The 15,417-nt window shown below is 41.9% G+C and carries 3 protein-coding genes; all 3 read right to left on the bottom strand.

The window, feature by feature from the left end; translation table 11 throughout:
* Window positions 1-22: 22 nt before the first annotated feature.
* The 3 genes from IPO46_13335 to IPO46_13325 all read right to left on the bottom strand — a co-directional run bounded on the left by IPO46_13335 (window position 23) and on the right by IPO46_13325 (window position 15,123).
* Complete coding sequence (locus IPO46_13335) at window positions 23-1,237, bottom strand: ABC transporter substrate-binding protein (protein ID QQS63030.1); 1,215 nt, start codon at window positions 1,235-1,237, stop codon at window positions 23-25.
* Window positions 1,238-1,257: 20 nt separating this feature from the next.
* Window positions 1,258-2,793 carry a glutamine-hydrolyzing GMP synthase gene (guaA, locus tag IPO46_13330; GenBank protein ID QQS63029.1) on the bottom strand — a complete coding sequence of 512 codons (1,536 nt, stop codon included), beginning with the start codon at window positions 2,791-2,793 and terminating at the stop codon, window positions 1,258-1,260.
* A gap of 150 nt (window positions 2,794-2,943) precedes the next feature.
* On the bottom strand, window positions 2,944-15,123 hold the full coding sequence (locus tag IPO46_13325; protein QQS63028.1) for a hypothetical protein: 12,180 nt from the start codon (window positions 15,121-15,123) through the stop codon (window positions 2,944-2,946).
* Between the last annotated feature and the right edge of the window lie 294 nt (window positions 15,124-15,417).

Raw genomic sequence — 15,417 nt, 5'->3', positions numbered from 1 at the left:
TAAATGCAGGTTCTCATTAAATTTACCATGCCCTAGTAACGGCGCCGTTCATGAACTTCATGAAATACAATTTCTTATTTTCAAAATAATCGGGGTGCATGGAAGATGCGTTGAGAAATACCGGCTTTATTGTAAAATCCGTAAACACTTTATCGTTATTATCTTCAATATGGCTCATAAAATCTTCAGGGTGTTTTACCAGTAAATTGATAAAAGTAAATGCCATTTCATAGCCTTTAAAAACAAAGTCGGATGGTATACCCTGGAATTTGGAAAGGTAGTAATTCAAAATCCATTTGCTTTTTTCATCCTGCCTTTCGTTTAAATAAGGAGTAGTAATATAAACCGGGTAACTATTGGTAGTAGTAGGTTTTTTAATAATAGAAAAACGCTCCCAGTTGGGCATTCCAAAAAGCATGGAAGGATACTTAGCATTATAAGTTGCTGCTGCTTGTAATACTTTAGCAGCAAAGGCTTCGTTGAGGCTTCCGCACAATAAAATAGTACGCTTTCCACTGTCCAGGTAGTTTTTAAGTTGTGCTGCACTGTCTAAAAAAAGTGTTTTTATCTTTATCAGGTCTTTTCCATCCTGCCGGTTGATGGATTTAATATATTGTGCCACCCTGTCTTCCTGCACACCACTTTTACGCACCAATACTACATTGCTGCTGCCATGGTTTTGTAAAATATAGCTGTAAATGGCTTCGCAATGTGCTTTTAAGGTTGGGTTAAGAATTGTTACAAAAGGGTTGGCAGTTACACCAGCATCATTAGGATAGGTTGCAGAAATAAACGGGATATTTTTTTCTTTGGCAAAATTTGCCAGTTGCAGGTATTCGGCATCTTTTACATTGCCAATAATGAGGTTTACACTGTCTAATATTTTTTGGCTGATAAGCGCCGGAATTGGCGCTGTGTAGGATTTTGAGTCAAAAATTTCGGAAGTAATATTACCGCCAAAGAATTTCATACTATCCAACGCCAGTTGAACACCTTGTATAAATTCAAAACCCTGCAGGGTAAAGCGGGGAAAAGACTTATTATACCTGTAGCTGTCACCCAAAAATGCAGAATCGAGATAAAGCGGTGAAAAAATGGCAACTTTAAATGATGGGAATACAGGCTTTGGAGAATCAGCCTTTAAGATAAAGCTGTCTGCCATATTGGTCTGTACCTGCGCCTGTACATCAAAAAAAACAATGCTCAACACAATCAATAAAAGTAACGGAAGCTTCATTTTCATATTGTTCAAATTTATTATTCCCATTCTATTGTTGCAGGCGGTTTACTGCTTATATCCAGCACCACCCTGTTGATACCTTTTACGTTATTAATAATTTCGTTGCTCACCGTTGCCAGGAAATCATAAGGCAAATGCGCCCAATCTGCCGTCATCCCATCTACCGAGGTTACGGCACGTAATGCAACCGTAAATTCATAGGTACGCTCATCCCCCATTACGCCTACGCTTTTTACCGGTAATAATATGACGCCAGCCTGCCACACCTGGTTGTATAAACCGGCATTTTTTAACGAATTTATAAATACCTCATCTGCATCCTGCAATAACTGTACCTTTTCTTTAGTTACTTCTCCTAAAATTCTAATGGCCAGGCCTGGCCCCGGAAAAGGGTGCCTGCCCAGCATATCTGCCGGAATACCCAGTTCGGCACCAATTTTTCTTACTTCATCTTTAAAGAGCAGACGTAAAGGCTCCACCAGTTGCAGCTTCATGGTTTGGGGCAAGCCGCCTACATTGTGGTGCGATTTTATAGTAACCGATGGCCCATGCACCGAAACAGATTCTATTACATCGGGATAAATTGTACCCTGTCCTAAAAAATCAATGTCTTTTAATTTATGGGATTCTTCATCAAATATTTCTATAAAAGCACCACCAATAGCTTTGCGCTTGTCTTCGGGATTTGTTTTTCCTTTGAGTTTATTATAAAAAAATTCCTGTGCATTTACGCCGGTTACATTAAGGCCAATTTGGTTATAGGCTTTTAACACCTGTTCAAATTCATTTTTCCTCAAAAGCCCGTTGTCTACAAAAATGCCAAAGAGGTTTTTGCCGATGGCTTTATGTATTAAGGTAGCAGCTACAGTACTGTCCACACCGCCGCTTAAAGCCATTACTACTTTTTTATTTCCCAGTTGCTTTTTTAGTGCATCCACCGTATCGGTAATATAGTGTGCAGGCGTCCAATCCTGGCTACAAGCGCAAATATTTTTTAAAAAATTACGCAGGATGGTTTTTCCATCTGTGGAATGATATACTTCGGGATGAAATTGCAACCCATAAACAACTTGGGCTGAACTCTTGTTACTTTTAAATGCCGCAACAGGTATGCTTTCTGTATGGCCCAAAATTTCAAATCCTTCGGGCAGGTTTTTGATAGAATCGCTATGGCTCATCCATACCTGCGATGAAGCCGCAACGCCTTTCATCAGTTCATCGGTTTCATTAATTTGCATGGTTGCCCTTCCATATTCTCTTTTATTACTTTTTGCCACCACACCTCCATATTGCTTTGCCATAAGCTGTGCACCATAGCAAATACCCAACACAGGTACTTTTGTGGTAAGCATTTTTATATCTGCCATTGGCGCATCTGCTTCATTTACCGAGCAGGGCGAACCAGAAAGAATGATGCCTTTAAGCGACGCATCAAATTCAATGGATTTATTAAATGGGATGATTTCGCAATACACATTGGCTTCTCTAATGCTACGGGCAATGAGTTGAGTATATTGGGAGCCAAAGTCGAGGATAATGATTTTTTCCGCCATAGAGGCAGCAAAGATAACCCGTTTCGTTTATTGGAATTAAGGATTTGCCATTATGCCTTTCAAATTTAAAAAAAACGCCCCTTAAAAAAGGAGCGTTATGAATAACCCTAAACAAAATTAAAAAACGAGAGCATTTGCCCAATAGCAGCCCTACTCCACCATCACTTTCTTCACCACAATTTTTCCATCTGGTGCTGTGAGCCTTATGGTATAAGTTCCACCGGCAATTACCCTTGCAGGTGTAATAGTTTTTATGAAATTATTTCCCGTAACCATTACCGCAAAGCTGTAAACCACCTGCCCGTTTGCTGCCAGCAAATCCAGCACATAACGACCTTCGGGCTGGTTCACAAATTCAATATTAAAGCGGTTTTCTTTAACAGGATTAGGGAACACAGTAATAGAAGACGGCGCTTTTACCTGGCTAAGTTTCACAATTGCACTGTATTCGATCCTTCCGTTTTGCAAAGTGGCTTTTATCCTGTAATAGTTATCGGCTACCAATGGATTGGCATCTATACGGTTGTACATTTCACTACCGCCATTGTTATTGGTTGCAGCAATATTACTTTGCAATGCTGTAAAGTTGCTACCATTATGGCTGCGTTGCAACTCATAATGAGCAACGCCGGTTTCATTTTCCACCCTCCATTTTACGGTATTGCTGCCATTGTTGTTTCGTTCTGCGGCAATGCTTACAATTTTAACGGGCACCACGGTTGCATTTTTAAATACAATCATAAACCGGTCTGGCACGGCAGATGGATTGGTGCTGATGTCGAAATTATAGATTAAGCCCGTGAGCAAATCAATGGGTGTAGATGTTTCGGTAAATTTATCTACAAGCCATGCCATTAAACCGGGCTTCGCCATATTTTCCGGTTGTATATTCAGGCGGTAAGGCCTGGCCTTCATACCCGAAATTTTCAGGAACAAAGTATCATCTGCCACAATGCTTGGGTGGCTTTCTATCATCAGTAAATTATTATCTCCTTTGTTGATAGAAATATTTTCTCCGGGGTTGGCAAATTTCTTCAGGTCGTTAGCATCTATTTCATTAGTATAGCTATCATCAAACATTGCCATTAAACCATCCATTACTTCCGGCGTTTCTCCAACGGGGTTGCTTTCTAATATTACGCTGAGTTTTTCTTCCAGGCCATTAATGCGGAATACTTCCCTGCTTCCATCCACTTTTGTAGCCTCGGCAAAGCTTACTGTACCTGCACCAATGCCGGAGGATTGTACAAAGAAGGCTGCGCCACTTTCAATTATATTATCCACAGTTCCATTTGCACCATAACTACCGCCACCCGGTGTAACCCTATAGTTGGTTCCATCCCAGGCAAATGCCTGGAATGCGCCTAAGCCATAAGCGCCACCAAGGCGTGGATCCCAAATGAGGAACTGCTGTACCCTTGCTCCCGGACCGGATACAAAACCGGATTTAGAAATTTGCCGCATATCTACCGATGATGGATAAGGGTTACCCACACTAAAGTATTGGTTGGCTGCTGTAGCCGTAAAGGTTACCGACTGAGCATTGCGTTTAATTTTACCTCTTGTACGTAGTAAACTTATACCGGTTCCAGCAGTAACGGTTCTGTCTCCACGTACAAACTTCATCCATCCTGTATTGGTTGCAATTAAAGTATCTGTTTTACCAATAGTATTATAACGCTGGCTGGCATCGTTACTCCACCATTTCATATCATGGCCGCCTGCAGTGTACATATCAAACCATTGACGGGCAGGCGTGTTCCAGTTGCTATAGTAGCTGCCAATAAGGGTTCCGTAACCTGGCACAGGGTTTTGAGAAATATTAGTTGCGCCTTCCTGCCATGCCTGGTTAATGGTTTGTACTGTTGTATCGGGAATGCTGTAAAACCTCCATTTACGGGCATTGTAGTTATACCTTTCTACCACAAACCTTCCCCGGTTATGATCGGTTCCGGCATTATCGTAATTTATAAATACAGTTGAAGGAATAGCAGCCACCCATGCGGTTGTATCTGCCCTGCTTCTTAAATGCACATTGCCAGAATCAAGCACAAATACAGTATTTGGCGTGCTGTTATCAAATAGCATTTTTTGGTTTACTGCAATACTGTTTTTAAGCGTAACCGAACCGTTATTTTTTAAAGTAAGGCTATTTAGTTCAATAATTTGTTTTACAAATGCCGTATCAGTATAGGTTTGAGCCGTTGTACTATTTAACTCAACAGTACCATCGTTGTGCATAAATATTGCAGATGGCCTTCCGCCCTTGGTTAAATTACCCGCAACAACTATGGTTGCTCCGGCTGCAGGAGTTTTATTTCCATCTCCACTTAATATTAAGTGTTGATATGGTAAAGTAGTGGTTACCACCTGGTTGCCATTAGCAAGGCCAAGGTAAAAATTGCTTCTGTTATAATCAATGCTGCTTCCCGTTGCCAGGTTAATCGTTTCAATATCCGATTTTACTGTAGGAGCATTGAAGCCAATTAACGGGCCGTTAAAACCAAGGGTATTTGCTGTAAACAATTTTGAATTTGCTTCCATAATAAAACTTTGTGTTCCAGTGCCTGATGAGTCAACAATAGACACATCGTTCATGTGCAATACAGCATTTGATTTAATGGTAAATGTACCACCGTTCCTGATATTGATATTGCCCGATGACTGACCAACATTGGTGCCGGTAACTTCCACATTGTAATAGGCATTGGTTTGCGTACCTCGTATCGTTTGGCGAGAAACATTGCTTCCTGCAAATTCTACAACGCCTCCTGTGAGTTTATAAACGCCATCCATCAGTGGGCCAGGTGTGGTAACTGTTCCTAATCTTAAGCGGCCGCCATCCATAATAAAGGTTTCACCAACAGAAGAACCCAGGTTAAAACTCATGGCATCTACAACAGCTGTACCGGTAATAATTACACTATCGTGAACATTGGCTAGGTTGGTTAATAGTTTTGTACCACTGCCTGAGAACTTAATAGCATGATAAGTGCTACCGCCCAGCACACCCGAGCCTGTTACATTTTGGTTACCTGCAGCATAATATTCCACTAAGCTTCCGTGGTTTACAGTAACGGTTCCTGCACTTACCGTTGCAGTTCCGCCTCCTCTTAATCCATCTATAGCAGCGGTTCTTAAAGTACCATTAATGGTTACAGCGCCGGCGGTATTGCTCATATTGGTTGTGGTCATATCTGCCAAACCGCTTACTATAAAGTTGGCTGTGCCGGCTTTACTAATGGCAGTTGGTGAAACTGTACTTGATATCGTAACCGAAGAATCTTTGGGAACTACCACAGTTGCAGTTGTTGCAATATTGAGTGTTTTGGCCAAATTAAGGTTAAGCATAGTACTACCTCCCAAAATAGCTGTTGCTCCTGGAGCAGATATTGCAAATTGTGGTATTGGCGTTGTTCCAGTTATATTTTGCGAGCCGCTGCCGCCAGCAGGTATAGTAAGCGTACTGTTGCCTGTAATTCCGTTCTTAAATGTTCTGGCACCTGTTGCTGTGCTAAAGGTTACATTAGTTCTAATATCAAATATTCCATTAATCACCAAAGCCGTACCTCCAGTAGTAGCCGTAGTAGATAAAACGCTAAATACGGGTACATAAGCAGGCGTAGCCACATTGGGGAAATAAGTTGCATTTCCGCTAAAGGCAAGGCCGTTATTCCAGATAAACCAGGCGTCATGCCTCCAAACATTATCGGTACTTGTGGCAAAACCTTCGTAGCCTGTGCCGGTTGCGGCACCAGTGCCTATTTGTATCACACCCAATGTATCAACAATAATATCGGGATTTGAGGTAAAGCTCATTGCAGTTGCATAGTTTGCCGTAGTGGTTACCAAAAATTTACCATTTTCGTCAACATGCATATCTGTTCCGCCGCTATTATTCAGTTCCATTATTCCACCTGTTTGCAACACCAGGGTACCCTGTACTAATACATGATCCATAGATTCTCCTGCCAATCTTATATTCATTACATGACCTGCTTGTACTAAAATTCCGCTGTTTACATTTTTGGCAGGTTTTAATACTGCTGGGTAGTTCCAGGTACCACCTCCATCTGTTGATTCTTCCCAATCGGTATTGGTATCCCAGTTGCCCGTTGCAAAATGCGAACGGTACATGGGCCATGGAGAAAGCATCATAGCATCGGCACCTAAGTCCACAGGCGATGATGATGCCCTGTTGTCTCCATCAATATCGTCAGTAATACCGGCTATTGCGGTACCGGTTCCTTCCAGTAAAAAGTTGGCTGCATTATTTTGTATATGCAAATCAGCAGTGCTTACAAAAAGCGGGTTAATGTTTTGAGAAGCAGCATCGCCGCCGGTAGCTGTTTGCACCTGCGCAATCGTTTGGCCGGTTGCATACCAGTTGTTATTATTGGAGTTGGCAACTGCGCCAGTAAATGCCATCACATTGGCCGGAGTAACAGCTGTACCCAGGTTTACAAAAATATTGTTCTTCATTTCAAAAGCTGCAGCACTATTATTATAAACAGCCGTTGAGCTAAATGCAGCACCACTACCGGTACCAGCAAGCCTAACGGTATTAAAAAATAGTTTTTGGCCTGCATTGTTACCCAATATGCCTACCTGCGACCTTATTCCCGTAAGCACTGCATTTGCAGCAGGAACAGGCGCTGATGTTAAATCAATATTTACAAAATTATTATATACGGTTGCCAGTGTGTTTAATCCAAGTAAAATACCACGTACGGCAGAAGCGCCGGCACCCTGGCCGGGATAAAGTTCACTTACTTTATTTTGATAAATATTAGAAACGGTTGCGCTTACATTATTGATATTAATACCTCGAATATCGGCAGAGACTGTTGCACTGGTATACAGCTTTGCAATACTGTCTTTATATGCAGTAATATAACCTGTGCCAGCCGCAATATTTACGCCAGTAATTGTTGCTGTAGCTCCTGCTGCATTAGAGGCAAAATATAAATTACTTATTTTGTTTTCATATACCGCCGATCCATCTCCCGGAGCCTGCATTAAAAGGCCATGAATGGTAGCGCTGGTTCCGGTATTTGCGGCAAAATACATATTGCTGATGGTATTGCCATACATAGATGTGGCACCCGTTGCTGCGTTATTAATACCGGTTATTGTGGCCCCTGTACCGGCAGTAGTAAATACACTGTCAATTGTATTGTTATAAATACTGATAGGGTTAGTAAATGCAGGCAGGTTTACTCCGGTAATGGTGCTTGCACCTGCACTATTGCTGTAAATCCTGCGTATAGTATTTTGAAATAAATTAAATGGCGCATTGCTGCCTCCTGCATTAATACCCAACACCGTATTAGCAGTACCGGTAAGTGCAGCCAGTTTTTTAATGATATTGCCAGAGTAAGTTCTTGCTACAGGCGCAGCATCGTTATTATATATATTTAAACCCCTTATATGCTGTGCGGCAGTTGAAGTACCTTTTATATACAGGCTGTCAATAGTATTATTGGTAATGGTTTCTGTATTATAGGTTGTACCTGCGGAAACATTATTGGCAACAGCGTTTAAGGTAATTGAAACTGCGTTATTATTGTTTGCTGTAATACCATTATCAATAAACTGGTTACCAGAAATATTCAAAACATCACCTGCGCCAGTATAAAACAGCATACTTATTGTTCGGGCTGTTGAAAATGCACCGGTAAAAGTATTATTCCTGATAGTGTTTGTTGTAATGTCAACAATAGGTGTATTAGTCGCACTGGTAAAACTGATTACTGATGTGATGGCCAAACTTGCACAACTATTATTGGAAATGGTATTACCGGAAATAGTATTATTCGTATTAGTTCCTAATGTAGAAATTATAAAATTTGCGGTTCCCGTACCATTAATGGTATTATTACTTACCACATTGTTATTGATATTTAATACAGCATTACTGCTTCCAATGTTATAAATAGCTGACCAGGTTCCCGTACCTACATTGCTTACATTTTGAATACGGTTACCATTTATATTCATGGTAGGCGCATTTACATTTTGGTTCCTTATACCTTCCCATATTCCACTGGTAGCTGTAGTATAAGATCCTGTAATTATATTGCTGGTAATATTAACTGCCTGGCCCAATGCGGCGCCAATCCCTATTGCATTATCAATTGCAGAACAGGCAGCAGTAGTGCTTCCGCTTTTTACATCAATAGTATTGTTAGATATGGTAATATTGGCGCTTGCTCCATCGGCTGTTAATATTCCCTTAAGTACACCGGAATGAAATTCGCCGCTTCCATTGTTATTATTGATATTGTTAAACGAAATATTATTACTCCACTGGTAGCGCACCCTTATGGCCGCAGCAATATTTGCCACGGCAACGGAATTAGAACCATAGTTGGTAATCGTATTACCATTGGTATTTACCGCACCGCCAATATCGTTATTTAAATCACCATAGAAAGTTGCAGGGCTTGGTGAAGGGCCTACGCCTGCAGAAGCCGCAAACCCGTAAAGTACAATACCATTATGAACATTACTGATGGTGTTGTTATAAAAACGATTATTGGAATTGCTGCCGCTTGCAGCTGTTACCGTTAATGCAGTTGTAGGTGCCGTGCTTGTACTATTCACCATCCAAATACCTTTATTGCCTTCGTAAGAAGTACCCGCTCCTGTAACATTATTCACCTTGTTTAAAGTAATTACACAATTAATTACAGAGTCGTTTTGGCAACCATCGGTACCGCTTACTTTAAAAAAGCCATATCCATATTCCATGGTGGCGTTATTAAGTGTATTCTCATCCAGGAGGTCAATACCATCAATGGTTAAATTATCTACGCCGCTAATGCTCCAAATACCGTCTTGCGCTGTAACGGTAGCAGGAGTAGCCGAGCCGCCAGCAAAAGCTTTTAATAAAGGATGTGCTCCCAGGCCGTCGTTGGTAAAACGAATCCTTCTTGTGCCGGTATTGCCGGCAACCGGGCCAAGTTTTAAACCACCTACAGGTACGGTTTCCACAATACCTGAAACAGCTTGTATAGTTACATCGCCGCTTATTCCTCTTCTGTTTAAGGCAGAAACAGCGCTGTCGAAACTGGCAAAATTGCTGCAGGTTTGTCCACCCGGGCCAATGGTATAAGAGCCGTTGAGCGGGCTCATATCTATGGCAACGGCATGGCCTGTGGGGTTATGAGCCGTACATCCATAGCTATCGGTTACCTGCACCCAATAGGTTTGGTTAGCTACAAGGATATTATAACTAGGATTGGTTTCAATTACTACAGGAGTTGCCGGCCATGTGGGGCCAGTATACCATTGATAGCCGGTAATAGCTCCCGAGCCTGCAACCGGAATTGAGGAAAGTGAAGTAGAGGTAGAACCTTCACAAACCAGGTTGGGCCCACCAATAGTAACCGAAGGATTAGCAGCAGCAACTATAGTAAAGCTGCTGGTATCTTTACAACCGCCTGGGGTGCCGGTAGCTACCACGCTATAAGTACCACTGGCGTTAAAATTATGCGTAGGCATAGTAGCGCCTCCAATAGGCGTTACAGCTACACCATTGTACCATTGGTATGCTACTGCACCCGGGAAAACAGCGTTTGCCGTAATAGTAGTATTGGAGCTTGGGCAATAACCAAAAATACCCGTAGTACCTACCGATGGTTTACCATAGATCCTTAAAATCAATGTATCACTCGATGCCAGGTTACATGGAGATGGCGGCACATTGCTTAAAAGCACAATTTTTACAATACCGGCAGTAATATCTGCGGCTGAAGGGGTATAAGTAGTTGCTGTACCCCATGCTGTACTTGGGCTAAAAGTTCCCGAACCCCAGCCGGGAGCCGTACTCCATGTAGCTGTTGCTGCATTTACAACAGATGCGGATGCATCCGACAAGCTAAATACATTACCTGCACAAATATTTACGGTATCCACCATGCTTACTGAGGCCGGTGTATCACATCCAGCTAAACCAAACACTACATGAATGGTATGGTTTACATTAACATTTAAGAAAGTATAAACATACGGAGACGCCTGTGGCCCAAGGCTTACAGCATCAACTATTACATCCAAAATGGTAAAGCCCACATTGGCTACAGCAGTAAATGAGGTATCGGCATTACAATTTACTGGTACGGCTCCAATAGGCGTTAGCATTCCATTTGCCGTTGCAGTTGCAGTAATTGTATAGGTATTTGATGCAGTAATTACATGAGTTGCCGTATCAAAGCAGGCATTGCCGTTTATTACAGCAACACTATAATTACCGGGGCCGGGAGCGCCATAAACCTGAGCTGTTGCTCCTCCAATTGGCGTGCCGTTCAGCATCCACTGGTAAGTAATATCTACACTTGAAGGGTTAGCTGTAAGGTTAATATTGGGCGGTGCAACACAACCTGCGACTGCACCTGAAATAGTAGGCGAAGTATTGCTGTACCTGTAAACGGTAACTTGTGCAAATACTGAATCACCTGCAGGATAGGAGGTACAAGGGTCTGAGGGCTTTTTACGCATGGATACTTTAATATAGGATACTGCAGTTGCAGGAGTATAAGTATAGGTAAAATCCGGTGGCGTATTTGGACCTACCAGTAGTACAAATCCACCAGCACCCGGGCCATCCGCATCAAGCCACCACAAATAGTTGGCATTGGCGCCCATTTGGCCTGATGGTAAAGCAGAAAAAGTTATACTATCCCCTGCACAAACTTTATTATCTCCATCCGAAGAACTCAAACCAATTGAGGCTACTCCACCAGCGCTGGTAACCGTTACAATAGAGGTATCTGTTTTTGTGCATGCTCCAGAACCTGCATGAGCCACTACTGTATATGTATTTATGGTACCTGTTTCAAACCATACCTGAGTTGCATTTGTACCACCTACATAAGCTGCACCTCCAGAACCTGCATTTGTTGCCCAAAGCGGATTTGGCCCCGGGCTATAGGTCCAGGTTATTGGAGCAGTATTTGTACCGGTAATCTTTATGTTATCAATTGCCCAATAATAACCCCAGATACTTTCATAATGGAATCTTATTTGTACATTGGGTACACGGGGCACAGCTGTAAGTAATAGATTGGCATTAACAAAATTTGTGGCAGTACCCTGGCTGCTCCCGGTATAATCCTGTATATTATTCCATGCACCTGCACCTACCCTGTATTGCACCGCTACTTCTATATCATTAAACCAAGCTAAATAAGCATGCCAGAAATTAATTGCGCCATCTGCGCCAAGTCCTGTAAAGTCCATCACAGGAGAAACTATTTCAGTATTTGTTGTATTTCCAGGTCCGCCTGCATCGGCATCGGAGTAAAAGAAAGTACTGTTGTCGTTACTTATGGTATTAAAATAGCCCATGTAAGGGCTTGCCCTTCTCGTAAATTGAGTTACTGCAGGGCCGGAAATAAGGTTAGAAATCCAATCTGTTGGTACTATGAGGTCATCAGCCTGAAATAAACTTGGGCCGGTATTTACATTAGTATGCACAATGGTTTGGTTTGGAACAACGCCTCCCGTAACAAACAGATTCAATATATTATTCGGGCAAATTGAAGCTGTAGCTGGTGCAAGGTTAATATTTGCCGGCGTGGGGTTTACGGTAATTAAAATGGAATCTTTATTTACACAAACTGGTGTAGTTGTAATATCTGTAGCCGTTACTATATAATAGCCTGTACCGGATGGTGTAACCGAAATAGAAGCTCCGGCAATATTGCCCGGTTGCCATAAATAAGTATAATTGGGGTTTGCACTTGTTGCGGTAATCGTTACACTGCTTCCGCTGCATATTGTTGTTGATGGGCTTGCAGATAAAGTCATAGCCGGAGGAGTGTTTACTGTTGCTAAAACAGCAACCCTTGTTCCTTCGCAACCTTCTACTATTACAAAATCAAAAAACGAATTATAATATGCTGTAGAGGTTGAAGTTGTAGAAAAAATGGCTGAACCTACAATGGAAAAATTACCACCCGGGCTATTGAATGGGTATGAACAACTCATTGAAGGTATCCTGCCTACCCCACCACTAATATTTGTCAATTGGTAGTTTCCAGCTGTATTAATAACAAAGTTTAAAGGCAGGGTTGCAATACCTGCTGAAATTTCAGCAGGCGTATAAGTATGGTTGAATGTAGCAATATTTACATTACTCAGTGATGCACGCAGGCCAACATTTATTGAAGTACCTACCACCACTACCTTTACACTTTGTATGGTAATGGGCGCCATTACATCAAAACGTACCGGCCAGTCGGCTAAATTGCTCACCGAAATTCCTCCGCAAGTTGTACTACCTGGAGTTAAAAGTTGCGGGCCTACTATTGCCGGGCCGCTGCCTGCAGTTGCAGCTGCATAATAAGTTGTAGTAGTATTTATAGGAGGAGTAGTAAAGCTTGTGCCCGTTCCTATGGGAACCCCACCAGTTAAAGCAGTGTACCAGTTTACAGTGTAGCCCGGCGCAGTTGCCCCAAGGTTTACCGTACCATAACCGCAGCGTGTACCCGATGTTGTTGTTGCTATGGCCGGGTTATCTACTGTTGCCGAAATTATTGTAGAGGCATTTGAACCAAAGCCCGGGCAATTTACAAGCAAACGATAAAAAGTAGTTGCAGAAATAGCCACGCCAATTGCATCGGAATACACAGTTGATGGCGCACCAATATTTGCCCATGGGCCGCCTGCTGTAGGGCCCGATTGCCAAACATAGGTAACATTACCACCCCAGCCATAAGATGTAGCAAAAAGGTCAACCGTTCCGGTACGGCAAATGTTTTCTGCAGTTATTATAGAAGCAGCCGAAAAACTTGCCGTTCCACCTGCAGGTGCAGCATTACAGGGTACAGACGTAAATTCATCTGCGCCAATATCAGGTGTTGCTGAACGGGTATCGCCATCAATATCCGTTGTGATACCTGCAATTACGCTGCCCACATTATCCAAGGGTGAGCCGCTATTTAGATGAAGGTTGCTATTGGGGCCTACAAATTGCGGATTTACTGCTACAGAGTTGGCATCTTGTGTTGTTGCTGCCTGCCATGCCGCAAGAGTTGCCTGTTGGCCACCCATAAAGCCAATAAAGTTGTTGGAAAAATAATCGTTATAATTTAAGGCACCGCCGCTACCGGTTGCATAATTGGCATTGCCAACCGAAGAATACATGGAATAACGTACACCCGTGGTTTGGGTATTGGATAAAATATTATTACGGATATTTAACCCCGTGCCAACGCCTGAGCTAACAAAAATACATGAAGAATTAGCGCCATTATCCTGGTTTTGCGCCATGCTGATGCTGTTATTCCAAATATTATATCCACCTCCGCTGTTAATACCTATGCCATGTCCATTATCAGATACAAAAGAAGGAATAAAACTTTCTCCAACTGCCCGTACATTCCAAATAAAGTTGTTGTACACCCTTAGGCCTGAAACCCCGTTTGTATTTTCTAATGCAATACCAAAAGAAGCATATCTAGATAAGTTACCGTTATAAATATCACTTATCCTGTTTTTAAAAATTTCTCCATTGGTAATGGTTCCCACCACTTCAATTCCGGCAATGGTGTTTGTATTTGAAGCAATATTTCCATCAATACCATTAATGATATTCCGCCTTACAACTACATCGGTTTGGTTGGATATCATAATTCCCTGGTAATGTATTTTTTCAGCAACAATACCGGAGCCAATGGTACAGGTATCAATCATATTGGCTTCTTCATTACCTGGTACGCCCCAAAGGCCAATACCTATATAGCAGCTTTTGATTTTTAAATAGGCAAACTCATTACTCTTGTTGGCCGCATCTGCAGCGCCACGTATATTGGTTCCGCTGGATGAAATAACTCCGGCATATGTATTGGTACTGCCCATTGTGGTACCCGAACCTAAAATTGTAGTATTCAAAATATGGTTTTCGGTAGCGCCATCGGATGTAGATGCCGATGCAAGCCATACCACTACAGCATCTAAGGAAGTAGAAGTGTTGGAAATGGTCAACTGGTTATTACCATCTATGGTTACCTGGTCGGCGCCATTGAGTTTAATAATGGCACCAACAATACTTCCGGTTACAGTTACATTTGCCGTAGGCGTAACCAATACCGAAGTGTAATTTGCAGCGCCGGTTCCGCTTGAGTTAAGTACTGCTGTTACCGGTTCTGTAGTATTTGCATTAATGTTTACCGTAATAGCCCCAGTATGTGTACCGGCGTTAATAGCGGCAAAAGCAGCACCAACAGTTGTGTAGGGCGTTACTCCTACAGTTACCTGTGCAAAAGAATTTACTGTGGAAATCAGCAAAAAGGTTAAGAATGCGAAGTAAAATTTCTTCATCATAGTTTTGAATTATAGCAATAAGTGTCCTTAATTTTTTTAAGTAAAAAATTTAATCAATTTTAAAAACAGCATTTAATAGTGTATGCGGATTGGTGAATGCTAGTTAGCGGCATAGTTTGGGGGTCCTCTAACAGGGATATTGGGAGCGTAAGTTAATTGAATTAATGGAAATACAATACATTGTTAATTTATTTTTCTTTACAATGTGAATAATATAAATTTTCCCTTTTATCATTAATTATTGCTCTTAAATGCTACTTTATACAAAAATATTTTGCATCCTTATCCCTGCTG

The organism is Chitinophagaceae bacterium, assembly GCA_016699815.1.
Classification (GTDB): Bacteria; Bacteroidota; Bacteroidia; order Chitinophagales; family Chitinophagaceae; genus Ferruginibacter.
The sequence above is the reverse complement of the archived record's forward strand: the minus strand, read 5'-3'. Positions and strand labels throughout refer to the sequence as shown.

Coding starts and splice junctions, on each gene's coding strand:
- IPO46_13335 (QQS63030.1), bottom strand. CDS start 1,237: ATGAAGCTTCCGTTACTTTTATTGATTGTGTTGAGCATTGTTTTTTTT.
- guaA (QQS63029.1), bottom strand. CDS start 2,793: ATGGCGGAAAAAATCATTATCCTCGACTTTGGCTCCCAATATACTCAA.
- IPO46_13325 (QQS63028.1), bottom strand. CDS start 15,123: ATGATGAAGAAATTTTACTTCGCATTCTTAACCTTTTTGCTGATTTCC.